Origin of the sequence: Kitasatospora sp. NPDC091276 (assembly GCF_040684355.1) — a bacterium.
Taxonomy (GTDB): Bacteria; Actinomycetota; Actinomycetes; order Streptomycetales; family Streptomycetaceae; genus Kitasatospora.
On record NZ_JBFBFU010000019.1, the window covers coordinates 1 to 22754 of the forward strand.

Below are 22754 nucleotides of genomic sequence, written 5' to 3' on the forward strand. Positions count from 1 at the left end.
TGCCCCCGCTGCCGCAGGGCGGAGGACTCTCCACCCTCCTCAGGAGTAGCCATGTGGGCCACCACCGAACAAGACCGGCAGGCCATGCTCAGGGCACTCGTGATCGCCGCGCTGCCGGCCATCGCCCTCCGGTACGCCTCCGGCGTCGGCGCCAGAAGGCTCGCGACGGTTTACGGGTGCGATTCCAACTGGCTCCAGGCCCAGATGATCAAGGCCGGGTACCGCGTCCGGCCGCTTGAGGAAGCAACCGGTCTGCGCCCCGCACCCTGGCCGTGGATGCCTATCAGCATGCCGGGGCGGAAGACGATGCCCTGATTGGGCGCCTTCGGTCGCTAGGTCGCGTGGGCCCCGGCAGGGTCGTGGCACCCAACACCTCAGCACATTTCCGCAGGTCGGGAACAAGGTGCAAGGGTGATACGTTCTTCCAGGTCGTCTCCGAGGGGCAGTGGAAACTGTTCCAGCCCTGACAGCACCGGGTAACTCCCGGCACTGGGCGGCCAGGACGTCGGGGTGGCGGGCGTCGGCGTTGCGCCAGCGGAGGTAGGCGTGCAGCGCGCGGGTCTGGACCGTGTGGTTGGGGTAGTCGGAGTTGGCGAGGGTGACCTGCCGCAAGGGTCCGAGGTGCGCCTCGATCGGGTTGGCGCAGGAAGCGTTGGCCGGTGTGAAGCACAGTCGACCGCGGTGCACGTGGCGCACGGGGTTGTCGTGCAGGCGCAGGTCCTGGGTGAACAGGGCGATCTGGAGGGTCATCGGCGGGACCTCGGAAACGATTGAACGGTGGGGGTGCGTCGGGGTGGCAGGGGCAGGAAGCCGCTGGTGCGGGCCGCGTACTCGGCCCAGCCGGGCCGCTGCGCGCCCATCTGCCGCTCAAGCATCGGTTTGCCGCTGCCGAAGGCCAGCAGGTAGGTCATGAGGATCGGGCTGAGGACGAATGCCCAGCCGCTCGGGGTGTCGGCGGCGAGCAGGAACAGGCCCCACCAGACGCATGCGTCCCCGAAGTAGTTCGGGTGGCGGGTGTAACGCCACAGGCCGCGGTCCATCACCCGTCCCCGGTTGGCGGGGTCGGCCTTGAACCGCGCGAGCTGCCGGTCCCCCACCGCCTCGAAGAACAGGCCCACCGCCCACAGCGCGGCGCCCGCCCAGGCGAGCGCACCAGGCGGGTGGGGAATGTGCTGGGCGGCTTGGACCGGCAGGGAGACGAACCAGACGATGGCGGCCTGGAGCAGGTACACCATTCGCAGCGCGTACCGGGTCCGGGCCGGGCCCTCGGGAGCGCGGGAGAGCATCCTGGCGTAGCGCGGGTCCTCGGGCGCGCCTCGGGCGCGCCACCAGATGTGCGCGGACAGCCGCAAGCCCCAGACCACGACGAGTACGGTTGCGAGCAGCCTTCGCCCGGGATCCCCGTAGCCGTCCGAGAGCGCGTAGCCGGTCAGCGCGACGGCGGTGAACGCCAGTCCCCAGGCGACGTCCACGCCCCGGTGGCGCCCGGTGCGCACTCCGACCGCGAACGTGATGAGCAGGACGGCAAGGGCGACGGCGGCGGTGACGGCGAGGCTGAGCGCGAAGGCGCCGGCGTTCACGTCAGAACCTCCCGGGCGGGCCGCCGGACAGGTTTGCCGAGGGCTGTGTCGATGAGGGCCGCCGCGCTCATGCCGTCACCTCTTCGCGGGTCAGCAGCAGTTGGTGGACGTCGAGGTAGCCGGTGCGGAACCCGGCTTCGGAGTAGGCGAGGTACAGCTCCCACATGCGCTGGAACACCTCGTCGAAACCGAGGGCTGCGACCTGCGCGGACTGCTCGGTGAAGCGCTCGCGCCACAGGCGCAGGGTCTCGGCGTAGTGCGGCCCGTACGCGCCCGCACAAGTGACCCGCAGCCGGGTGTGGCGCGCGGCCGTCTCCGTGATCGCCCGCACGGACGGGATGAGGCCGCCGGGGAAGATGTACTTGAGGATCCAGGTGTAGGTGCGGCTGCTGGCGAGCATCCGGTCGTGCGGCATGGTGATCGACTGGAGGGCGACCCGGCCGCCGGGGGCCAGGACCCGGTCGAGGGTGGCGAGGTACTCCGGCCAGAACGGTCGCCCGACGGCCTCGATCATCTCCACGCTGACCACGGCGTCGTACTCGCCTTCGGCGGCACGGTAGTCGCAGAGCCGAACTTCCGCCCGTTCTTCCTGCCCGGCCGCGGCGATGCGCCGGCGGGCCAGTACGAGCTGCTCCTCGGAGAGGGTGAGGCTGACTACCCGGGCACCACGGGCGGCGGCGCGCAGGGCGAGTTCGCCCCAGCCGGTGCCGATCTCCAGCAACCGGGTGCCGGAGCCGACGTTCGCGAGGTCCAGCAGCCGGTCGATCTTGCGGTGCTGCGCCGGGGCCAGCCCGTTCCAGGTCGCTTTCGGCTCTGGGTCCGGGCCGGTCGGGAAGAGCGCCGAGGAGTAGGTCATCGTCGGGTCGAGGAACAGGGCGAACAGGTCATTGGACAGGTCGTAGTGGCGGTGGATGTTGCGCCGGGCGTTCGCGGCGGTGGACAGTTCCCCGGACGGCGGGCGCTGAACGTAGAACCGGCGCAGCCACTGCGTGCCGGTCGGTACGAGGGTCTCGGGGGCGGTGGCCAGTTCGGTGAGGAGCGCGACGAGGTCGGGGCTGTCCCAGTCGCCGGCCTGGTAGGACTCACCGAAGCCGATCAGGCCGCTCTCTCCGACTCGGTGCAGGAAGGCGCGAGGGTGGTGCAGGCGCAGGACCGGTGCGCCGGGCGGGGCCGGATGCAGGGTTCGGCTGCCGGGGAGTTCGACGCGCAGGCCGCGCCGCGCGGCCACCCGGTGCAGCAGGCGTCCCGCGACGGCCGCGCGCAACGGAACGTGCGGCACCCGGGCGACATCCGGCCAGCGGGCGGGGTCGACGGCTGGCGCCGACGTCACCGGCTGGGAAACCGTGCTCGTCATGGGATGGGCACCTCTTCTGTAAGCGTTGGTTCACCGGCTGACAGGGACGAACCGGCAGCCGGGCGGGGGTGGACGGGCAAGCCGCTCAGCCACAGCCGGATGCCCCGGTAGCGGATGTGCAGGCTGACGGCCCAGGTGGCGAACGGGTGTGTGAGCGCGACACGCAACAGGGCGGCCGGGCCTGCGGCGCGGCCGGTGCCGTGGACCGTGGCGGTGAAGGCGCGGCCGCCCTCCCGTTCCAGGTGGACGGTCAGGCTCAGCCGCTTCCCCGGTTCGGGCAGCAGCATCCGGTAACGGCCGTCGACGGGGAAGAACGGTGAGACGTAGAAGTCCTTGCGGGTCTCGCCACGGCCGGTGGGATCGGGGGGCAGCAGGTAGCGGTGCCGGCCGCCGTAGGTGTTGTGGACTTCGACGACCGTGCACAGTGGCCGGCCTTCGTCGTCGCGGCACCAGTACACCGTCAGCGGATTGAACACGTGTCCGAGCGAACGTGCCTGGGTCAGCATCAGCACCTGTCCACCGCCGAGTCGGATGCCCTGCTCCGCGAGGTGGCGTTCCAGGTCCCGACGGATCGTCGGCCCCGTCCCGGCGGGGTCCGAGGCGTGGTCGCCCGCCCGGAAGGCGGCCAGCGGCCGCAGCGGCCACGGCACGGACGGGAGCCGGTCCAGATCCACCAGCCACAGGTAACCGCGGTGGCGGAAGGCGTGCCGCCCGGGAACGGTGCGTACGTGCGTGGTGAGGGTGTCGTAGAGGACAGCGCCCCAGGGCCCTGGCAGGGTGGTCACTGCGCGCTCACCCCCAGCAGGGACCGCGCCGCGTCGACACCGGAGCGGCAGCCGTCCTCGTGGAACCCCCAGCCGTGGTAGGCGCCGGCGAACGCGGTGCGGGCGGTGGCGAGTTCGGGGAGCCGGCGCTGAGCGGCGACGGTGCGCGCGGTGTAGACGGGGTGCTCGTAGACGGTGCGGGAGACCACCAGGTGCTCGGGGACGGGGCGCTGGCGGTCCTCGTTGAGGGTGACCAGGTAGTCGTCGGCGGCATCCAGCCGCAGCAGCCGGTTGAGGTGGTAACTGACCCGTACCCGGTCGGAGGGGGCGGTGCAGTGGGGCATCCGGTAGTTCCACGATCCGCGGGCCCATCGGGCAGCGGGCAGGACGGTGGGGTCGCGGTGGAGCACGGTCGGGTTGCGCGAGTAGGTGAAGGCGCCGAGGACCTCCAGCTCGGAGTCGGTCGGGTCGGCGAGCAGTTGCAACGCCTGGTCGGCGTGAGTGGCGACCACCACGGCGTCGGCCTCGGCGTGGTGTCCGTTCCCGGTCACCACGGTGACGCCGTCCGAGTGGCGGCGCACCACCCGTACGGGGGCGGAGCGGTGCACTGCGGTGAGCCGCTCGGTGATCTTCTCGACGTAGGTGCGGGAGCCGCCGACGACGGTGCGCCACGTCGGTGAGCCCGTCACGCTGAGCATGCCGTGGTTGTCGAGGAACGCGAACAGGTAGCGCGCCGGATAGTCGCCCGCCAGGTCGGGGGCGCAGGACCACACGGCGGAGACCACCGGGGTCATGAAGTGGTTCACGAAGTACGATGAGAAGCCCTCGGCGGAGAGGAATTCGCGCAGGCTCGGGTCGCCCGCCGCCGGGTCAGCGAGGAGGCGGCGAGCCAGCCGGTGGAAACGCGGCGCCTCGGCCAGCATCCGCAGGTAGCGGCCGCGCGCCAGGGTGGCGGGCCTGGCGAACAGGCCGACCGGCCCGCGGGCGCCCGCGTACTCCAGGCCACACCCGTCGCAGCGCACGGACATGCTCATCTCGCTGTCCCGGGTGCGGATGCCGAGTTCGGTGAAGAGCCGCACCAGGTGGGGGTAGGTCCGCTCGTTGTGGACCAGGAAACCGGTGTCCAGAGCCAGCACCCGCCCGTCTGCGGTGGTCGCCTCCTGGGTGTGGGCGTGGCCGCCGAAGCGGGTGTCGGCCTCGAACAGCTCGACCTCCACCCCGGCCCGGGACAGCTCGTACGCCGCGGTGAGTCCGGCCACGCCGGAGCCCACCACCGCCACCCGGCGCAGACGTGCACCACCATCTGCGGTGGCGGCAGTCCGGGTGGTGAAGTCGGTGCCGAACATTGTCACAAGAGCCCCTCCCGACGGGGCCGCAACGCGGCCCGCATTGTCGTTGCACCGAACCTTCGGAACCGGCTCGGGCGCGGATTGGCCCGACCTTCCAGTTGCGGGGAACTCGGGTGAACGGCGCGCCGGTGAGCTGCGCGGTCGGCTGGTGTGCCACTGGGCGGGTGGAGAGGCGAGGTGGTGAGAGCACAGCCGGGAGTCAGCGACCGGGTCCGTCGTGGTCCTGTGGGGTGTCGGGTGGTGGTGTGCGGGTGTCGCGGGGTTCGGGGTGGGGCTTGTCCTCGGGTGGGTGGCCGGCTTCGATGGCTCGTCCGCGTTCCAGTTCGACGTTGAACTCCAGGCCCAGCAGGATCGCGACGTTGGAGACCCAGAGCCAGAGGAGGAAGAGGATCACGGCGCCGATGCTGCCGTAGGTGCTGTTGAGGCTGTTGAAGTTGGCGACGTAGAGGGCGAACGCGCCGGAGGCGATGACCCAGAGCGCGACGGCGACCAGGCTTCCGGGGAGGATCCAGCGCAGCTTGGGCGCTTCCGCGCTGGGAGCGGCCCAGTAGAGCAGGGCGACCATCGCGATGACGACGATGACGAGGACGGGCCATTTGGCGATGTCCCACACCTGTACGGCGTTCTCGCTGACTCCGAGGATCTTCCCCGTCCGGGTGGCCAGTGCGCCGGTGAAGACGACACCGGTGGCGGTCAGGGCGAGGAGCGCGATGATGACGACGGTCAGGGCGAGCCGCGTGGGCAGGGTCTTCCAGAGCGGCCGGCCCTCAGCGGTGTCGTGGACCCGGTTGACGGCGCGCATGAACGCCGCGACGTAGCCGGAGGCGGACCACAGGGCCAGGACGATCCCGATGGCCAGTGCGAAGCCCGCCCTGCCCTGGTCGGTCTGGAGTTGCTGCACCACGGTGGTGAGGAGCTGGCGGACGGATCCGGGACCGAGGTCGCGGAGGCGGTCGAGCAGCGGCTTGGTGGCGGAGCTGCCGGCCAGTCCCAGGATCGACACCAGCGCGAGCAGAGCGGGAAGATCGCCAGCAGACCGTAGTAGGTGAGCGCGGCCGCCGCGTCGCTGAGGCTGTCGGCCTTGAACTGCTTGTGGTGCGTTTCAGGAATCCCCACCACGACTTCTTGGACAGGTCGGTCGGGCTCTCGGTGGGCCCGGCTCCGTTGGTGGCGGGCCCGGCCCCGTCGGCCGTACCGGTGTGCCGGTGTTCGTTCTCGTGTCGTGACATGGGTGCCAGCCCGGCGTGTCGGGTGTCTGTTTTCGGGGTCTCAGTCCTTGACCACCTGGTAGATGCCGTAGATGACTCCGGGCACATGGCCGCAGAGCTGGAGGAGGAAGGCCCAGAGCACCTTCATGCTCGGCCCGTCCTTGATCAGTACCGCCAGGAACGGCAGGACCAGGCACAACAGCACCAGAAGGACCTTGCCCATGATCACCCCTCGTTCCGAAGGTGCGGTGGCCGACGGCACGGTGACCCGTCTCCTCATCGTCTCACCGTCGGCCGCCCGGCGGGCAGTCGGCCGGACCGCACAGCGCGCCCGGCATGCTCGACGAGGCGGTGGCCCGCGCCCGGGCACGCCGCAGTCCCGGCTGAGGACATCGAGAGGCACCGTGGAGGCGTCGAAGGGTGGTGACCCGAGTCAGCCGTCCTCCGCCGGGCGGGGAACGCTGCTGGTGGTGCCGACCCAGGTCCAGTCCCGGATTTCCGGCAGGTCCGTTCCGTGCTTGTCGATGTACAGCTTGTGCTCGACCAGCCTGTCGCGCATCCGCTGCTTCACGTAGTCGCCCCGTGCCCCGAGTCGGGGCAGCCGGTCGATGACGTCCTGGACGAGGTGGAAGCGGTCCAGGCGGTTCTGCACCCGCATGTCGAAGGCGGTGGTGATGGTGCCCTCCTCGTTGTACCCGCGCACGTGCAGGTTGCGGTTGGTGCGCCGGTAGGTGAGCCGGTGGATCAGCGAGGGGTAGCCGTGGAAGGCGAAGACGATGTGCCTGTCCCTGGTGAAGAGCGAGTCGTAGTCCCGGTCACTGAGCCCGTGCGGGTGCACCGTGTCGGGCTCCAGCTTCATCAGGTCGACGACGTTGACCACCCGCACTCTCACCTCGGGCAGGTGCTCGCGCAGGATGGACACCGCGGCCAGGACCTCCAGGGTGGGGGTGTCGCCGCAGCAGGCCAGCACGACGTCCGGCTCCCCGCCCTCGTCGTTGCTCGCCCACGGCCAGATGCCCACACCCTGGGTGCAGTGCACGACGGCGTCCTCCATGGACAGCCACTGCGGCATCGCACGCTTGCCCGCCACCACGACATTCACGTAGTGCCGGCTGCGCAGGCAGTGGTCCATCACGGACAGCAGGCAGTTGGCGTCCGGCGGGAGGTAGATCCGCACCACGTCGGCCTTCTTGTTGGCGACGTGGTCCAGGAAGCCGGGGTCCTGGTGGGTGAAGCCGTTGTGGTCCTGCTGCCATACGTGGGACGCGAGGAGGTAGTTGAGGGAGGCGATGTCGCGGCGCCAGGGCAGCTGCTTGGTGACCTTCAACCACTTGGCGTGCTGGTTGAACATCGAGTCGACGATGTGGATGAACGCCTCGTAGCAGTTGAACAGCCCGTGCCGTCCGGTGAGCAGGTAGCCCTCCAGCCAGCCCTCGCACTGGTGCTCGCTGAGCATCGAGTCCAGCACCCGGCCCGAAGGGGCGAGGAACTCGTCGCCTTCCATGGTGCGGGCGTCCCACTGGCGGTCGGTCGCCTCGAAGACCGCGCCCAGCATGTTGGAGAGCGTCTCGTCGGGGCCGAAGATCCGGAAGTTGCGGCGCTCCCCGTTGGCGGCGACCACGTCTCTCAGGAACCGTCCCAGAACGAGGGTGTCCTTGCCGCTGACCGTGCCGGGAGAGCGGACGTCCACGGCGTGGGCACGGAAGTCCGGCATCCGCAGGTCCCGCAGCAGGACGCCGCCGTTGGCGTGCGGGTTCGCGCCCATCCGCCGCTCACCCACCGGAGCGAGGTCGGCCAGCTCCGGCACGAGACGGCCGCCCTCGTCGAACAGCTCGTCCGCCTTGTAGCTCCGCATCCAGGCCTCCAACTGCCCGACGTGCTCGGGGTGGTCGGCGTCCACCAGCAGCGGTACCTGGTGCGAGCGGAACGTGCCCTCGACCCGCAGGCCGTCGACGGTCTTCGGCCCGGTCCAGCCCTTGGGCGAGCGCAGGACGATCACCGGCCAGCGCGGGCGGCCGGCGTCCGTGCGGGCGCGCGCGGTGTCCTGGATCTCCCGGATCTCCTCGACGGCCGTATCCATGGTCCGGGCCATGAGCTGGTGCATCGCCTCGGGTTCGTCGCCCGCCACGATGTGGGGCTCCCAGCCGCAGCCGCGCAGGAACTGCGTCAGCTCCTCGTCCTCGATGCGCGCCAGCACCGTGGGATTACTGATCTTGTAGCCGTTGAGGTGCAGGATCGGCAGCACCGCCCCGTCACCGACCGGGTCGAGGAACCTGGTGGACTGCCACGCTGTCGCCAGCGGCCCGGTCTCGGCCTCGCCGTCACCGATGACGCAGGCCACGATCAGGCCGGGGTTGTCGAACACGGCGCCGAAGGAGTGGCTGAGCGAGTAGCCGAGTTCGCCGCCCTCGTGGATGGACCCGGGCGTGGTCGGCGCGACGTGGCTGGAGATCCCGCCGGGGAAGGAGAACTGGGTGAACAGCTTCCTCATCCCCGGCTCGTCCTGGCTGACGTCCGGATAGACCTCGCTGTACGTGCCCTCCAGATAGGTGTGGCTCACCAGTGCCGGCCCGCCGTGGCCGGGCCCCGCGACGTAGACCATGTCCAGGTCGTACTTCTTGATGACCCGGTTCAGGTGCGTGTAGATGAAGTTCTGACCCGGCGTCGTGCCCCAGTGGCCGACGACCAGCGGCTTCACATGCGACAGTTCCAGCGGTGTCTTCAGCAGCGGGTTGTCGTAGAGGTAGATCTGACCCACCGACAGGTAGTTGGCGGCCCGCCAGTAGGCGTCCATCCGGTGGAGCAGCTCCGGTGACAGCGCTGGTCCGGTCATGGCTCGGGGCTCCCGTCGGTCGGACGCGGCCGTGTCCCGCCGGTGCTGAGGTCGTTCGCACGGCTCGGGCCGGTGTTCGGCCGACCCTCCGGCGACGAGCCACCCTCGCCCGGCTGCTGCCGGCGCGGACGGCTGCCCGGCTCGTGTGCGTGGGCGGTGGTGATGGTGGTGCCGGCGGCACCGGCGAGGATCGCGCTCGCATCGGGCAGCTGCCCGATGGCCGCCGGGTGGCCCGTGGCCGCCACGAAGTGCCGACAGGCCGCGATCTTGGGGCCCATCGACCCGGCGGGAAACTCCATGCCCGCCAGGTCGTCCAGGTCGAGGTGGCGCAGCGCGGTGGCCTGCGGGGTGCCGAAGTGTGCCATCACGGCGGGTACGTCGGTGAGGACGAGGAGCCGGTCGGCGTGGAGGGTGGTGGCGAGCAGGGCCGCGGTGGAGTCCTTGTCGACGACGGCTTCCACGCCGTGGAGCCGGCCGGAGCCGTCATCGCTGACCGGGGCTCCGCCGCCTCCGCCGCAGATGACGACCGAGCCGGTATCCAGCAGGTGGGTGATCGAGTCCTGCTCGATGATCCGCTGCGGCTCGGGCGAGGGCACGACCCTGCGCCACCGGTCACCGTCTGCGGCGATGGTCCAGCCGTGCAGGTCGGCCAACTGTCGGGCGCGCCGGTGGTCGTAGACGGGGCCGACGAACTTCGTCGGCTCGGCGAACGCCGGGTCGCCCGGGTCGACGAGCGTCTGGGTGACGAGGCTGAGGACGGGCTTGGCCAGGCCGTCGTTGCGCAGGCACTGCGTGAGCCAGTACCCGATCATGCCCTGGGTCTGGGCGACGAGCGCATCCAACGGGTAGGGACGGGACAGCGCCGGGTCGCTCTCGCTTTCGAGGGAGAGCATGCCGATCTGCGGCCCGTTGCCGTGGCAGATCACCAGCTCGTGCCGGGCGGCCAGCGGACCGAGAGCCCGCGCGGCGGTGCGCACGTGCCCCAACTGGACGCGGGCATCAGGCCTCTCACCACGGCGAAGCAGCGCATTGCCACCGAGCGCGGCCACGATACGCATGTCAGGGCACCGTCACATACGCGCCCACGGCCTCGGGCGCACACCGGGCGTCCGTCACGGCGCCGCACCGCCGGCCCGGCGCGGGAGCGGTGTCGGTGACCAACTGTCGGGCTTGGCTACTCACGAGGCTCCTCCGCACGGCGTCCAGATTCCCGATGCCGTTGATGTCCGGTGCCGATCCCGGATGAGTGGGGCTGCCCGGTGGACCTGATCACGGCGCAGCCCGGGCGGCGAGCCGGCCGAGTCAACGCGAACGCGCCGACGGCCGCCTCCTGAGAAGTGACCGGCCAGCCGACTGGTCCGAGTACCCGGCCGTCCGACGTGACCACGGTGTCCGCCACTCACCGGGCCCTGCCCGGCTGCGAGCGGGGCCACTGCGAGCCGGCGTGATGGCAGAGGGCCCGGGGGGGGCGACGACCGACCCGCTGCTTCGACGCTACCCGCGGCTTGTGCGTGCTGTCCACGCCAGCGGTTGCACCCGCGCCCCCGGTGCGAAGGACGCCGCCGACAGGAACTGGGCCTTCGGCCGGGCCGGGGGCGCCGGATGCGGGAACGACTTTCAGACTCCGGCAACGCCGAGGGCCACCCCCACCCCGTAGGTGACGGCCATCGCCAGCCCACCGCCGAGAACGTTGCGCAGGATGGCCCGCCCGGGGGGCGCCCCTCCGAGGCGGGCGCTGACAGCCCCGGTGGCCCAGAGGACCGCGAGGACGGCAGCAGCCGTGACCGGGACCCGGGACGACACCGGCAGCAGCAGGATGACCAGCAGAGGCAGCAGCGAGCCGGCGGTGAAGGACACGAAGCTCGCTCCTGCCGCCTGCCAGGCGCTCGTCAAGGCGTCCGGATCGAGCTTCAGCTCCGCGTCCGCGTGCGCGGCCAGCGGGTCCCTCTCGGTCAGCTGCTCGGCCACATCCCGCGCCAGTGCCGGAGGCAGCCCCTTGGCTTCGTAGAGACCGGTCAACTCGTCCAGTTCCGCCTCCGGCGCCTCCGCCAGTTCACCCTGCTCCACCAGCAGTGCGGCTCGTTCGGAGTCCCGCTGGCTGCTGACCGAAACGTACTCGCCCACCGCCATCGACATCGAGCCCGCCAGCAGCCCGGCCAGCCCGGCCGTCAGCAGCGCGACGTGGGAGGTGGTCGCACCGGCCACACCGATCACGAGGCCCGCCGTGGAGACGACCCCGTCGTTGGCTCCGAGCACCCCGGCCCGCAGCCAGTTCAGACGGCGTCCCAGGGCACGACCGTGCGGCTCGTCCTGCTTGCCGGCCTGTCCTGCCACCGTCGGTACCTCCTCCCGCGCTGGCGGCACCGGCCGACCCGGGCGCGGCCTCGACGCGAGCCGGCACCGCGCCGTCGGCGGAACGGTCCCACCGGGCTCCGGGATCGCCGCCCCGGGTGCGGAGCACCCTCGCGAACCCCGTCCGCTCCACTCTGGTCCCGCAGCGACGCGTCGGCCACCAGAGGCCGCGCCGGGGAGGACAGGCGCCCCGGTGAGCGCCGAGCCAGGCACCGGAGGGAAGAAGCGATCGACCCGTGCGACCCTGGAGAAACGTAGCGCGCCCGGGTCTGTTCGGACTCCGTGCCCTCCCCGGGCGTGGCATGTGCCCAGAGGCGGCGATCCGTATGACGCAGCACCACTCCCCCGCATCCTGCCGGCGTGCCGTCGCATGCCGAGGACGGTGACGGGCGGGACCGGGGACCACCCGCGATGAGCGCCGCGGCTCCCGTGCGGTCGGCCGGGCCCGCGGGCGGGGTGGCAGCCTCGGCGACGCTGCTTGGGGAACAGGTTCTGCACGGGCTCGACGTCAATGCCGAGGCTGGGTTGAGCCCCGGTGAAGTGGCCAGGCGCCGGGCCCGGTTCGGCCCCAACGCGGTCTCCTCGCACCGGGCCCGCTTCTTCCCCGTGCTGTGGCACCAGTTGCGCTCGCCACTGCTCGGGTTGCTGTTGGGCGCCGCCGTGGCATCGTTCCTGGTCGGCGAGCGCAGTGACGCCGTGATCATCGGGGTGATCGTGGCGGTGTCCGTGGGGCTGGGCTTCGTCAACGAGTACCGGGCCGAGAAGGCCGCCGAGGCGCTGCACTCGCAGATCCGCCACACGACGGTGGCGGTGCGCGACGGACGGCCGGTGTCGGTGGATGTCACCGCGCTGGTTCCCGGCGATCTGGTCGAGCTGCACCTGGGCGACATCGTCCCGGCCGACCTGCGGCTGCTGGAGGTCACGGGACTGGAGTGCGACGAGTCGCTCCTGACCGGCGAGTCGCTGCCCGTGGACAAGGGCACCGCCGCCGTCCCGGCCGGGACACCGCTGGCCGAGCTGTCCGGCTGCGCCCTGATGGGCACGGTGGTGCGCACCGGCGGCGCCCGGGGGGTCGTGGTGTCCACCGGGGCCCGCACCGAGTTCGGCAAGATCGCCGCCGGGCTCGGCACCCACCAGCTCGACACCGAGTTCCAGGTCGGCCTGCGCCGCTTCTCCCTGCTGCTGGTCTACGTCGCGGGCGCGCTGACCACCTCGATCTTCGTGATCAACGTGGCGCTGCACAAACCGATCATCGATGCCCTGCTGTTCTCGCTGGCCATCGCGGTCGGCATCACCCCGCAGCTGCTGCCCGCCGTCGTCTCCACCAGCCTGGCCGCGGGCTCGCGGCGGATGAGCCGCCGCAAGGTCCTGGTCAAACGGCTTGTCTGCATCGAGGACCTCGGCGACGTCGACGTCCTGTTCACCGACAAGACCGGCACCCTCACCCTCGGCCGGATCGACTACATGCGCGCCGTGCCCGTCGGCGCCGACGGTCCCGACACGGTGCTGCGATGGGGGCTGCTGTGCACCGAGAACGCGGCGCGGGACGAGCAGGACGTGGGCGGGAACCCGCTCGACCAGGCCCTGTGGCGCTCGCCCGCCGCCGCGGGCGAGCGGGCCGCGCTGGCGGGCTACACCTCGCTCGGGGTGCTCCCCTTCGACCACGAGCGCCGCATGGTCTCCGTCCTCGTGCGGGACACGGCCGGCGTATCGACCCTGGTCACCAAGGGTGCTCCGGAAAGCATCCTGGAACGCTGCGCCGACGTGCCCGCCGCAGCCCGTGACGCGCTGGCGGCGGAGTTCGCCGCCGGCAACCGGGTGATCGCGGTCGCCACCCGGCCCGGCGTCGCCGGATCGGGGCAGATCCGGCCGGCGGACGAGAACGGTCTTCAGCTGGCCGGGCTGCTCGTCTTCCTCGACCCGCCCAAACCGGACGCGGCCGCCGCACTCAGCAGGCTGGCCGCGCTAGGCATCTCCGTGAAGGTCGTCACCGGCGACAACGCCGCAGTCGCCGCCAAGGTCTGCCACGACCTCGGACTGGGTGGGGGCGAGGCCATGACCGGCGCCGAGGTGGACGCCCTGGACGACACCCGCCTGGCCGAGGCGATCACGAGCACCACCGTCTTCGCCCGGGTCAGCCCCGAAGCCAAGGCCCGCATCGTGCACGCCCAGCGGCGCAGCGGCGGTGGGGTCTCGTTCCTCGGCGACGGCGTCAACGACGCCCTGGCCCTGCACGCGGCCGACGTGGGCATCTCCGTCGAATCGGCCACCGACGTCGCCAAGGACGCCGCGGACGTGATCCTGATGGAGAAGGACCTGGACGTGTTGGCCGACGGCGTGGCCGAAGGCCGGCGGATCTTCGCCAACACCATCAAGTACGTGCTGATGGGCACCTCCAGCAACTTCGGCAACATGTTCAGCGCGGCCAGCGCCTCGCTGTTCCTGTCGTTTCTGCCGATGCTGCCCTCGCAGATCCTGCTGAACAATCTGCTCTACGACACCAGCCAACTGGCCATCCCCACCGACAACGTGGACGAGGAACAGCTGCACAAGCCCTCGCACTGGGACATCGCCTTCATCCGGCGCTTCATGATCTGCTTCGGCCCGCTCAGCTCGGTCTTCGACTTCATCACCTTCGGCGTCATGCTCTGGGTCTTCCATTCCGGCCCGGCGCAGTTCCGCTCGGGCTGGTTCGTGGAGTCGCTGGCCACCCAGACCCTGGTGATCTTCGCGATCCGCACCCGGCGCATCCCGTTCTTCCGCAGTCACCCCAGCCTGCCACTGACGCTGTCGGCCCTCGGCGTCGTCACCGTCGGCACCCTGCTGCCCGCCACGCCACTGGCCCACACCCTCGGCTTCCAGCCGCTACCAGGGGCGTTCTTCGCCACCCTGGTCGGCATGATCATCGCCTACCTCGTCCTGATCGAGGTCGGCAAACGCCTCTTCTACGGCGCAGCCGCCACCACCGTCCCGGCCCCGCCGCGCTACGGCGCCCTGCGCCACCTGCGGCGGCGCGCCGCGTACTTCAGCACCGCGGCCCGCCAGCGCGCGGCCGCGTCCGGCACGCCACGACCCGCTTCCCCGCACAACGTCGCGCAGCGCTTCGCGCCGTCCTCGCCGCCGGCGGGCAGTCGGCCGCCGGGACGGCCGCAGTAGGACTGCCGGCCCTCGGAGTCGAGGATCGACGAGCACGCGTGGAGCCGCTCGATGACGACCTTCTTCGTCACAGGCGAGTTGCCACCCGGCCGGGTCCGCGGAGCGCTCCGGCGCCCTGCCCGACCAGCAGGGTCGCTCACCTGGCGAGCCGCGAATCGATGCCCTCGGGCGCGCATGGGGGCAGCCGCCGCTCCCCGGTGAGGGGAGGGTCCGTCTCCGCCCCTCACCCGCCGCACCCGCCCCTGCGGCCGCCTCGCCCCACTCCCACGCCCCAGCTCTTATGACAACAGCATTGACGTGTAAGGACGCCACCGGTTTCATGTCTCGCACCCCTCCCCCACACGAGCAAGGCGGTGATCCGTTGACACCGACGGTGAAGGCCACGGGCAACGCTCCGAGACCGGACGCGAGCAGCCCCCACGTCACCATGCACAAGTCCATCGGCCTGCTGGACGGGGCGACGATCGCCGCCTCCAGTACGGCGGCCACCAGCAGCATCGGCATCGGCCTGGGCCTGATGGCCGGAGTCGTCGGCCTGCACCTGCCCGCGATCATGCTGCTGGCCTTCCTGCCCGTGCTCGCCATCGCGGGCGGGTACGGGCGGCTGAACGCCGTCGAGCCGGACGCCGGTAGCAGCTACCGCTGGGTGGGCCGAATACTCAACCCCTGGCTGGGCTTCCTCACCGGCTGGGTGAACACCGTCGGCACCGTGGTCTTCATGGCCTACACCACCACGGTCACCGGGTCCTCCATCATCCAGCTCCTCGACCTGGCCCACGTGCGCAGCGTCGCGGGCCTGCGCCTCGACGCCGACTCGACCGTCCAGTGCACCCTGCTCGGCCTGGTGGTCCTGGTCGGCGCGGCGCTGGTGGCGGTGCGCGGCCTGGACCTGGCCGCCCGGCTGCAGAAGGCGCTGCTGGTGTTCGAGTACGCGGTGCTGCTCGGCTTCTGCGGGTACGGGCTGTTCGCCGGCGACCAGCCGTTCTCGCTGCAGTGGTTCAACCCGTTCGACATCCCGTCCTTCGACGCGCTCGCCCAGGGCATGGTGCTGGCGGTGTTCTGCTACTGGGGCTTCGAGTCGGTGTTCAGCGTCGGCGAGGAGGTGCGCAGCCCCCGGGACGCCTCGCGGGGCGGCATGCTCGCCCTGGTGGTGATGCTGCTGCTCTTCCTGCTCGCCGGCACGGCCTTCCAACGGGTGCTGCCGCTCGACGAGTTGGCCGACAACGGTGCGCACGGCCTCGCCTACTTCGGCACGACGCTCGCCCACCAGCCGCTGGCCGCCCTGCCGTTGATCGCGCTCATGTTCTCCGCGGTGGCCTCCCTGCAGTCGTCCGTGATCCCGACGGCGCGCGGAATGTACGCGATGGGGCGCGACGGCGTGCTCGGCCCGGTCTGGACCCGGCTGCACCCGAAGCACACGACGCCCGCCGCCGGCACGCTCCTGATCACCGGCATCGCGATGGCCCTCGCGCTCGCCTCGATCGCCATCCCCACCGTCAACGACCTGATCTCCGCCTCCGTCAACGCGATCGGCATCATCGTCGCGCTGTACTACGCGCTGACGGCCGTCGCGGCGGCCGTCCGGTTCCGGCACCTGCTGCGCGACGACCCGCTGGAGGGACTGCGCGCGGTGGTCGGCCCGCTGCTCGGCGCGGCCGCGCTGCTCGCCGTCGGCGGCTACCTCGCCTGGTCGTTCTACGACTCCGCCGACCACTTCGAACTGGCCGCCGACAACGGGTGGTTCGAGCTGACCGTGACGGTGATGATGATCGTCACCGGACTGCCGGCGGCCGCCTGGGCCCGCTGGCGGCGGCGTTCGCCCTACTTCCTGCCCGACACCGACTGACAGCCCGTGGAAGCCACGAGAGAACGGAGCACCCCCATGCCCGAGGCCGATCTGGTCTTCACCCGCGGCCCGGTCCACACCGGTGACGCCGCCCGCACCCGGGCGACCAGCCTGGCCGTGACCGGCGAGCGGATCACCGCCGTCGGCCACGACGAGGTCCGGGAGCTGATCGGGCCGGGGACGGAGGTCGTGGACCTCACCGGCAAGCTGCTGCTGCCCGGATTCCAGGACGCTCACGTCCACGCGGTCTTCGGCGGCGCCGAGTTGGCGGTCTGCGACCTCACCGGCACGGTCGGCGTCGCCGACTACCTGGAGCGGATCCGCGCGTACGCCGACGCCAACCCCGGCCAGGCGTGGATCACCGGCAGCGGCTGGTCGATGGAGAGCTTCGAGGGCGGGCTGCCGACCCGGCAGCTGCTGGACTCCGTCGTCCCGGACCGCCCGGTGTACCTGACCAACCGCGACCACCACGGCGCCTGGGCCAACACCCGGGCCCTGGAGCTCGCCGGCCTCACCCGGGACACCCCCGATCCGGCGGACGGCCGGATCGAGCGCGAGCCGGACGGCACCCCGGGCGGCACGCTCCAGGAGGGCGCCACCGGCCTGGTCGCCCGGCTGATCCCGCCCTCCACCGCCGCCGACCGGCTGGACGGGCTGCTGCGCGCCCAGCGGCTGCTGCACTCGCTCGGCATCACCGGCTGGCAGGACGCGCTGCTCGGCGAGTTCAACGGCCAGCCGGATCCGTCCGACGCCTACCTGGCCGCCGCGCGCTCCGGCGCGCTGACCGCCCGGGTGACCGGCGCGCTCTGGTGGGACCGCGACCGAGGGGCCGAGCAGATCCCCGAACTGGTCGGGCGGCGTGCAGGGTTGAGCCACGGGCGGTTCCGGGCCGGCTCGGTGAAGATCATGCAGGACGGCATCGCCGAGAACTTCACCGCTGCTATGACCAGCCCGTACCTGGACGGCTGCGGCTGCGCCACCGCCAACTCCGGCCTCAGCTTCGTCGACCCGGCCGCGCTGCGCGGGTACGTCACCGAGCTGGACGCGCTCGGCTTCCAGGTGCACTTCCACGCCCTCGGCGACCGGGCCGTCCGCGAGGCGCTGGACGCGGTCGAGGCGGCCCGCGCCGCCAACGGGCGACGCGACACCCGCCACCACCTCGCCCACCTCCAGGTGGTTCACCCGGATGACCTTCACCGCTTCGCCCGGCTCGGCGCGATCGCCAACATCCAGCCGCTCTGGGCCGCGCACGAGCCTCAGATGGACGAGCTGACGATCCCGTTCCTCGGCCCGGAGCGCGCCGCCTGGCAGTACCCCTTCGGCGCCCTCCAGCGCGCGGGCGCCACCCTGGCGGCCGGCAGCGACTGGCCGGTGAGCAGCCCGGACCCGCTCGCCGGCATCCACGTGGCCGTCAACCGGAGCGAGCCCGGGGCCACCGACGGCCGGGTCTTCCTCCCCGAGCAGCGCCTCGACCTGGCCTCCGCCCTCGCCGCGTACACGGCCGGAACCGCCCACGTCAACGGCCATGACGACGCCGGCACCCTCACGACGGGCCACCTCGCCGACCTCGTCGTCCTGGACCGCGACCTCTTCACCGCCCCCGCCGAGGAGATCGCCGACGCCCGCGTCCTGCGCACCTACGTCGGCGGCCGGCTCGTCCACGCGGCGGACTGAGCCGCCCGGGGGTGAGTCGGTGCCCCGGCGGTCTCAGGGCACTGCCAGGATCCCCCGCACGAAGTGATGAAACGTACCCAGGAACGCGTAGGCCCCGGGGCTGCGTCGGCACCGTGACGGTCGCCGGCGCAGCCGGGAGCGATCGGCCCGGCTCCGAGGGCCGCTCCGGATCCGGCAGCGCTCAGTCCGTCGCCCGCACTCAGCCCGTGGCCCGCACTCAGCCCGTGGCCGGGAGGCGGGCCTCGGCCGCGTCGAGGAGGAGGTCAAGGGCGTAGGGATATCCGCTGCGGCGCATGTCGCTGGTGAGGAGGCGGGCGGTGGCGGCGATGTGCGGGTACGTGGTGGCGTCGAGCCGGGCGTAGGAGGCCTGCCAGACCTCCAGGTCGGCGGCCTGGGCAGCGGCGGGCAGGGCGAGGGCGGCGGCGTCGAGTGCGGCGAAGCCGAGGCTCTGGTCGACGAAGGCGTGGTAGATCCGGACGGCCTCGCGGTCGGGGAAGCCCGCCCCGCGCAGGACGCCGAGGATGGCCTCGACGGCGGCGATCTCGTAGGTTCGGCCGGTGGTGCGGTGGGCGGCGAGCAGCGCGGCCTGGGGGTGGGCCTGGTAGGCGGCGTGGATTCGCAGGCCGATGGCACGCAGGTCGGCGCGCCAGTCACCAGTGGCCTGCCAACCGTGCTGGGCGCGGCCGATGAGCTCGTCGGCGACGGCGAGCAACAGGTCGTCCGTGCTGCGGAAGTAGCGGTAGACAGCGCTCGGATCGGCGCCGAGCGCGGTACCGAGCCGCCGTACGGTGAGCGCGTCGGCGCCGTGCTGCTCGATGAGCCGCAACGCGGTGTCGACGATCAGTTCCCTCGACAGGATGACGCCTTGCTTGGTGGGCCGCCGGCGCTGCCGCCGGGGCTCGGGGACTACCCGTTCGCTCATGCCTGGCAGCGTAGGTCAACAGGCTTGACTTAGGCCAGGGAAGGCCCGCATTTCCGCCCGGTCCGGCGCGAGCACGCCGACTGCGTCCTGGCCGCCGCCCTCCGGTTGCCCCGGCACCTCCGGCTGAGCTGCTCCGGCCTTCTTGGAGTCCCTGATGTCTGGGTTTGTTACGATCCAGGCGCAAGGAGAACCACGAGCAGTGCCAGCACCACGCAAGTACCCCGATGAACTCCGTGAACGCGCCGTGCGCGAGGTCCGCTCGACCGGCCGCCCCGTCGCCCATGTGGCTCGCGATCTCGGCATCCACAAGGAGGCCTTGCGGTCCTGGGTCCCGCCGGTGATGGCGGAGCGACGGGGGTCGCGGGCGGCCACGGGTACGTCATCGTCACCTGGTAGTCCCCGACGAGCTGAGTGTCCGAGTCCTCCCAGACTCGGATGCTCGGCTCTGTCACAACCGGACCACTGGCGGTCCGCTGTACCCGGAGCAAATGCGCGTTCCTGAGATCGGAGCCTCGGATGCCGAGTACTTCCTTGGATCAAGCCGTTGCTGATGTCCAGTGAGGCTGCGCGCTGGACTCGGTGAATCAGACCCCGACCACGGACCCGGCCCTTCGCATGCCACGGGCGAGGTAGGCGCTGTCGACGGGGGCGGGATCGGGCAGATCGCCCACTGTCGCCAGCAGGTTGGCTCGGCCGTAGGTCCGGCTCTGCGTCATGAAGGAGGAAACCTGGGCGAGTTGGGTGGCTGCCAGGACCTCCACCGGGATTGGCGCGTGCAGGGCTGGGACGGTCTCCACGGCCAGGCCCGGATAGGCGAGTTCGAACGCACGCAGGAAGACACTCATGGAAGTGTTCTGCGGGTGGGTGACGTGCACGGTGCGCAGGCCCGTCGACCGGTGGGCCGCGACGCGCACCATGGCGTGTGCGGCGTAGTCGACTTGGAGCATGTTGAGGGAGTCCTCGGGGTTGCTCCGGATTCGGACACGCAGTGCGCCGTCGCCGCCCGGCCGTGCCTGGGCGTCGGCGCCCAGGCTCACGTCGATCAGGCGAGCGAGGATCCCCAGGGTCTGGTTCGGCAGCCCATCGGGGATCACCTGGTCCAGTACGAGAAGGCTCGGACGCATGATGGTGACCGAGCGGCCGGTGTGTGCGGCCCACCTGCGGACCAGGCGCTCACCGTTGAATTTGCTTTCCTCGTAGTAGGTCTGGAAGCCTGCCTCCTCGCTCAGGTCGTCCTCCAGGATGTGGCCACCGCTCCGCCGCCCGGCCACGTAGGCAGTGCTGGTGTGGAACAAGTGCGCCTGGGGGGCCTGGTCTGCCAGCTCCAGCAGGCCACGGGTCCCGAGGATGTTGGTCCTGAACAGCGGAGCCGGATCACCCACGAGGGCGAGCAGGCCCGCGCAGTGCCAGATCGAGGTGAGCCCGTCGGCTGCCGCAGCGATCTCGCGGCGGCCGAGCCCCAAACTGGGCTTGGTGAGGTCGCCCTCGACGTAGCGCAGGCGGCCCAGGGAGCCGGCGGGCGGTGGATCGGGTTCCGCCGCAAGAACCGCCGCCTCGACGCGTTGACGCAGTGTCAGGGTGTCCGCGCGTCCCAGGATCGTGATCACTGCCCCGTTCCCCTCGTCGAGCAACCGCCGCAGGACGCGGCATCCCAGGAATCCGGTGGCACCGGTGAACAGGATGGACAAGGATGGCTCCCAGGGTTCAGAACCGCCGCTGTCGGGACGGGCTGAGCGCGTTGCGGCGACGCCACCCTACGGCCCAGTGGCCTCCGCGAGTACGATCCGCTGCCTCCGCTACCTCCGTTTCGGCCGAGACCAGACGGGGCCGCTGCCCGAACCCGCAGTCGGGTCATGGCCGTTCGCCCACATCGTGACCTGGCGAGATCGACATGGTATTCACTCGAACGAGCTTGCTCCGGCAACGCGGGCGCGGTGCGCGCTCCGATGTGGTCGCGCGTCACACCCACACCCCCTCCGTGACTTTGTGTTGTCGATCAAATACCGTGAGTGCTTCGCCCGCATGAGGGCGACCGACTGGAGAACTCGCCACCCCAGGCGTGGACGAGAAGGGCTCACATGCATCGGGACCGGGAACGCGCAGACCGGCAGGCCGTCGCCATCGTCGGGGCGGCCTGCCGCCTGCCGGGGGGCATCAACGGCCTGGACGAACTGTGGAATGCGCTGGAACAGGGCCGGGACCTGATCGGGTCGGTGCCTGAGGACCGGTTCGAGACCAGCCGCTTCGTCGACCCCTCGATGCCGCGCGTCGGCAAGAGCTACACGGCGGTCGGCGGTTTCCTCGACGATGTCGCCGGCTTCGACGCCGCCTACTTCGGCGTCTCACCCAAGGAGGCGGCACAGGTCGATCCGCAGCACCGGCTGCTGATGGAACTGGCGGCCGAGGCCCTGGACGACGCCGCCGTGGCCCCCGAGACGCTGGCCGGATCGGACACCGCCGTCTACGTCGGCATCTCCGACATGTCGTACGGCACTTTGCAGTTGTTGTCGCCGCGCACGGTCAACGCCTACACGATGTCGGGCAGTGCCAGCTCCATCGCTGCCAACCGCCTCTCCTACACTTTCGATCTGCGTGGTCCGAGCATGGCGGTGGACACCGCTTGCTCGTCCTCGCTGGTCGCCCTCGACCAGGCATGCCGGAGTCTGTGGTCGGGCACCAGCCGGGTGGCGCTGTGCGGAGGGGTGAATGTGCTGCTCTCCCCTTTCCACTACGTCGGGTTCTCACAGGCGTCCATGCTGTCGGCCCGTGGCAGGTGCGCTTCGTTCTCGGCCCAGGCCGACGGTTTTGTGCGCGCTGAGGGCGGCGTGGTGGTGCTTCTCAAGCGGCTGGACGATGCGCTGGCCGACGGGGACCGCCTGCACGGCGTCATCCTTGGCAGTGCCACCAACTGCGACGGCAGGACGATGGGTCTGGCCCTGCCCAATCCCCAGGCCCAGGAGGAGTTGCTGCGTCGGATCTACGCCGAGGCGGGCGTCGACCCCGACGAGTTGGTGTACTTCGAGGCGCACGGCACCGGCACCCCGGTCGGGGACCCGCTGGAGGCCCGGGCCATCGGCCGCGCCCTGGGGATCCGGCGCATCACCGGCGACCTCGGCATCGGCCCGGTCAAGAGCAACCTGGGACACCTGGAGCCCGCATCCGGACTGGCGGGCCTGTGCAAGGCGCTGCTGGTGCTCAAACACCGGGCTGTGCCCGCCACGCTGCACTGCGAGCAGCCGCATCCCGACGTGGACTTCGCGGGGCTGGGCCTGCGGATCGAGGTCCGCAACCGGGCGCTGCCCACCGATGGGCGTCTGGTGGTGGGGGTGAACTCCTTCGGGTTCGGCGGTGCGAACGCGCACACCGTGCTCGCCTCCGCTCCCCCCGTCCTGCCGCCCGGCGCGTCCACGGCACCGCCCGAGGGCCTGCCGGTGCTGGTCTCGGCGCGCACGGAACCGGCTCTGGCCGAGGCGGTGCGCCGGATGACGGCCCGGCTGGCCAGCGCCGCGCCACGGGAGTTCTACGACATCGCCTACACCTCGTGCAGGCGCCGCGGCAAGCACGAGCACCGCGCGGTGGTGCTCGCCCGCTCCACGGGGGACGCGGAACGCGGGTTCACCGCTCTTGCCACTACTGACGAAGCATCAACATCACTTCGACAAAAGGCTGATGGTGTGACGCACTCGGGTGGCGCCGCAGCCGTCGGCGGGTAGGAG

General features: G+C 71.3%; 17 protein-coding genes and 1 pseudogene. 6 read left to right on the top strand and 12 right to left on the bottom strand.

Features of this window, described 5'->3' with window-relative positions:
* Window positions 1-51: 51 nt before the first annotated feature.
* A complete protein-coding gene (locus AB0O19_RS23260; protein WP_363622240.1) occupies window positions 52-315 on the top strand; it encodes a hypothetical protein in 264 nt (87 codons plus the stop codon).
* A gap of 165 nt (window positions 316-480) precedes the next feature.
* On the opposite strand, the pseudogene AB0O19_RS23265 reads toward AB0O19_RS23260, so the two are convergent.
* The 10 genes and pseudogenes from AB0O19_RS23265 to AB0O19_RS23310 form a co-directional block, all read right to left on the bottom strand.
* Window positions 481-684 (bottom strand): annotated as a pseudogene (locus tag AB0O19_RS23265) (IS630 family transposase); the annotation flags it as partial.
* 62 nt (window positions 685-746) lie between these two features.
* Entirely contained in the window at window positions 747-1580 is an 834-nt protein-coding gene (locus tag AB0O19_RS23270; protein WP_363621968.1) for a DUF1295 domain-containing protein, read from the bottom strand.
* Window positions 1581-1647: 67 nt separating this feature from the next.
* Window positions 1648-2934 (bottom strand): class I SAM-dependent methyltransferase, encoded by a 1287-nt coding sequence (locus AB0O19_RS23275; protein WP_363621970.1) that lies wholly within the window; start codon window positions 2932-2934, stop codon window positions 1648-1650.
* A complete protein-coding gene (locus AB0O19_RS23280) occupies window positions 2931-3710 on the bottom strand; it encodes a DUF1365 domain-containing protein (RefSeq protein WP_363622230.1) in 780 nt (259 codons plus the stop codon). The genes AB0O19_RS23275 and AB0O19_RS23280 overlap by 4 nt, the downstream gene beginning before the upstream one ends.
* Window positions 3711-3715: 5 nt before the next feature.
* Window positions 3716-5044, bottom strand: coding sequence for an FAD-dependent oxidoreductase (locus AB0O19_RS23285; RefSeq protein WP_363622232.1), 1329 nt, complete (start codon window positions 5042-5044; stop codon window positions 3716-3718).
* A gap of 202 nt (window positions 5045-5246) precedes the next feature.
* Window positions 5247-6050, bottom strand: a complete 804-nt coding sequence (locus AB0O19_RS23290; RefSeq protein ID WP_363621972.1) for a YihY/virulence factor BrkB family protein — start codon at window positions 6048-6050, stop codon at window positions 5247-5249.
* Window positions 6051-6316: 266 nt separating this feature from the next.
* Window positions 6317-6478 (bottom strand): YqaE/Pmp3 family membrane protein, encoded by a 162-nt coding sequence (locus AB0O19_RS23295; RefSeq protein ID WP_363581191.1) that lies wholly within the window; start codon window positions 6476-6478, stop codon window positions 6317-6319.
* A 210-nt stretch (window positions 6479-6688) separates the two neighbouring features.
* Window positions 6689-9088 (bottom strand): phosphoketolase family protein, encoded by a 2400-nt coding sequence (locus AB0O19_RS23300; protein ID WP_363621974.1) that lies wholly within the window; start codon window positions 9086-9088, stop codon window positions 6689-6691.
* Window positions 9085-10146, bottom strand: a complete 1062-nt coding sequence (locus tag AB0O19_RS23305) for a carbamate kinase (RefSeq protein ID WP_363621976.1) — start codon at window positions 10144-10146, stop codon at window positions 9085-9087. The genes AB0O19_RS23300 and AB0O19_RS23305 overlap by 4 nt, the downstream gene beginning before the upstream one ends.
* Before the next feature lie 559 nt (window positions 10147-10705).
* Window positions 10706-11422, bottom strand: coding sequence for a VIT family protein (locus tag AB0O19_RS23310; RefSeq protein WP_363621978.1), 717 nt, complete (start codon window positions 11420-11422; stop codon window positions 10706-10708).
* Between the two features lie 429 nt (window positions 11423-11851).
* Here AB0O19_RS23310 and mgtA point away from each other — a divergent pair, with 429 nt between their 5' ends.
* From mgtA to AB0O19_RS23325, 3 genes are all read left to right on the top strand, one after another.
* On the top strand, window positions 11852-14596 hold the full coding sequence (mgtA, locus tag AB0O19_RS23315; RefSeq protein WP_363621980.1) for a magnesium-translocating P-type ATPase: 2745 nt from the start codon (window positions 11852-11854) through the stop codon (window positions 14594-14596).
* Between the two features lie 427 nt (window positions 14597-15023).
* The gene (locus AB0O19_RS23320) at window positions 15024-16442 is read left to right on the top strand and encodes an APC family permease (protein WP_363622234.1); all 1419 of its coding nucleotides are present in this window, start codon (window positions 15024-15026) and stop codon (window positions 16440-16442) included.
* Between the two features lie 36 nt (window positions 16443-16478).
* The gene (locus AB0O19_RS23325) at window positions 16479-18116 is read left to right on the top strand and encodes an amidohydrolase (RefSeq protein WP_363621982.1); all 1638 of its coding nucleotides are present in this window, start codon (window positions 16479-16481) and stop codon (window positions 18114-18116) included.
* Window positions 18117-18333: 217 nt separating this feature from the next.
* Here the strand turns inward: AB0O19_RS23325 and AB0O19_RS23330 are convergent, their stop codons facing one another.
* Complete coding sequence (locus AB0O19_RS23330; protein WP_363581175.1) at window positions 18334-19038, bottom strand: TetR/AcrR family transcriptional regulator; 705 nt, start codon at window positions 19036-19038, stop codon at window positions 18334-18336.
* A 154-nt stretch (window positions 19039-19192) separates the two neighbouring features.
* Here AB0O19_RS23330 and AB0O19_RS23335 point away from each other — a divergent pair, with 154 nt between their 5' ends.
* Window positions 19193-19540: a transposase gene (locus AB0O19_RS23335; protein ID WP_363621984.1), complete on the top strand. Its 348-nt coding sequence runs from the start codon at window positions 19193-19195 to the stop codon at window positions 19538-19540.
* An 82-nt stretch (window positions 19541-19622) separates the two neighbouring features.
* Here the strand turns inward: AB0O19_RS23335 and AB0O19_RS23340 are convergent, their stop codons facing one another.
* Window positions 19623-20726, bottom strand: coding sequence for an SDR family oxidoreductase (locus tag AB0O19_RS23340; protein WP_363621986.1), 1104 nt, complete (start codon window positions 20724-20726; stop codon window positions 19623-19625).
* A gap of 390 nt (window positions 20727-21116) precedes the next feature.
* Here AB0O19_RS23340 and AB0O19_RS23345 point away from each other — a divergent pair, with 390 nt between their 5' ends.
* Complete coding sequence (locus tag AB0O19_RS23345; RefSeq protein ID WP_363621988.1) at window positions 21117-22751, top strand: beta-ketoacyl synthase N-terminal-like domain-containing protein; 1635 nt, start codon at window positions 21117-21119, stop codon at window positions 22749-22751.
* The last annotated feature ends 3 nt before the right edge of the window (window positions 22752-22754 follow it).

What these genes read in the sequence shown, in the direction of transcription:
- AB0O19_RS23260 (WP_363622240.1), top strand. Translation starts at nt 52, where the DNA reads ATGTGGGCCACCACCGAACAAGACCGGCAGGCCATGCTCAGGGCACTC.
- AB0O19_RS23275 (WP_363621970.1), bottom strand. Translation starts at nt 2,934, where the DNA reads ATGACGAGCACGGTTTCCCAGCCGGTGACGTCGGCGCCAGCCGTCGAC.
- AB0O19_RS23285 (WP_363622232.1), bottom strand. Translation starts at nt 5,044, where the DNA reads ATGTTCGGCACCGACTTCACCACCCGGACTGCCGCCACCGCAGATGGT.
- AB0O19_RS23295 (WP_363581191.1), bottom strand. Translation starts at nt 6,478, where the DNA reads ATGGGCAAGGTCCTTCTGGTGCTGTTGTGCCTGGTCCTGCCGTTCCTG.
- AB0O19_RS23300 (WP_363621974.1), bottom strand. Translation starts at nt 9,088, where the DNA reads ATGACCGGACCAGCGCTGTCACCGGAGCTGCTCCACCGGATGGACGCC.
- AB0O19_RS23305 (WP_363621976.1), bottom strand. Translation starts at nt 10,146, where the DNA reads ATGCGTATCGTGGCCGCGCTCGGTGGCAATGCGCTGCTTCGCCGTGGT.
- mgtA (WP_363621980.1), top strand. Translation starts at nt 11,852, where the DNA reads ATGAGCGCCGCGGCTCCCGTGCGGTCGGCCGGGCCCGCGGGCGGGGTG.
- AB0O19_RS23320 (WP_363622234.1), top strand. Translation starts at nt 15,024, where the DNA reads ATGCACAAGTCCATCGGCCTGCTGGACGGGGCGACGATCGCCGCCTCC.
- AB0O19_RS23325 (WP_363621982.1), top strand. Translation starts at nt 16,479, where the DNA reads ATGCCCGAGGCCGATCTGGTCTTCACCCGCGGCCCGGTCCACACCGGT.
- AB0O19_RS23330 (WP_363581175.1), bottom strand. Translation starts at nt 19,038, where the DNA reads ATGAGCGAACGGGTAGTCCCCGAGCCCCGGCGGCAGCGCCGGCGGCCC.
- AB0O19_RS23335 (WP_363621984.1), top strand. Translation starts at nt 19,193, where the DNA reads ATGTCTGGGTTTGTTACGATCCAGGCGCAAGGAGAACCACGAGCAGTG.
- AB0O19_RS23345 (WP_363621988.1), top strand. Translation starts at nt 21,117, where the DNA reads ATGCATCGGGACCGGGAACGCGCAGACCGGCAGGCCGTCGCCATCGTC.